A 276-nucleotide genomic window follows, 5' to 3' on the forward strand; every position below is an offset into this window, starting at 1 on the left:
GTGACAGCCGCCTCGGGGCGGGAAAAAACGCTTGCCTGCTCCGATGGTTATGAGTAATATGTGCGCCCAGTCGGAAGGGGTCGTTAGCTCAGTTGGTAGAGCAGTTGGCTTTTAACCAATTGGTCGTAGGTTCGAATCCTACACGACCCACCAGACCCGCCGATTCCACGCCACAGCGCGATTTTACGCGCAATCGTGACGCTAACACCGCCGATTACCGTACCTTCTGATAAGTGCGTCATTTGGAACAATGACAGGTAGGCACGGCAAACCCGA

The 276-nt window shown here is 54.7% G+C and carries 1 tRNA gene; it reads left to right on the forward strand.

What is annotated here, in order from left to right:
• Positions 1 to 77: 77 nt before the first annotated feature.
• A tRNA-Lys gene (locus BTW07_RS19250) sits at positions 78 to 153 on the forward strand.
• Positions 154 to 276: the final 123 nt, after the last annotated feature.

This window comes from Salinicola socius (genome assembly GCF_001937195.1).
Classification (GTDB): Bacteria; Pseudomonadota; Gammaproteobacteria; order Pseudomonadales; family Halomonadaceae; genus Salinicola; species Salinicola socius.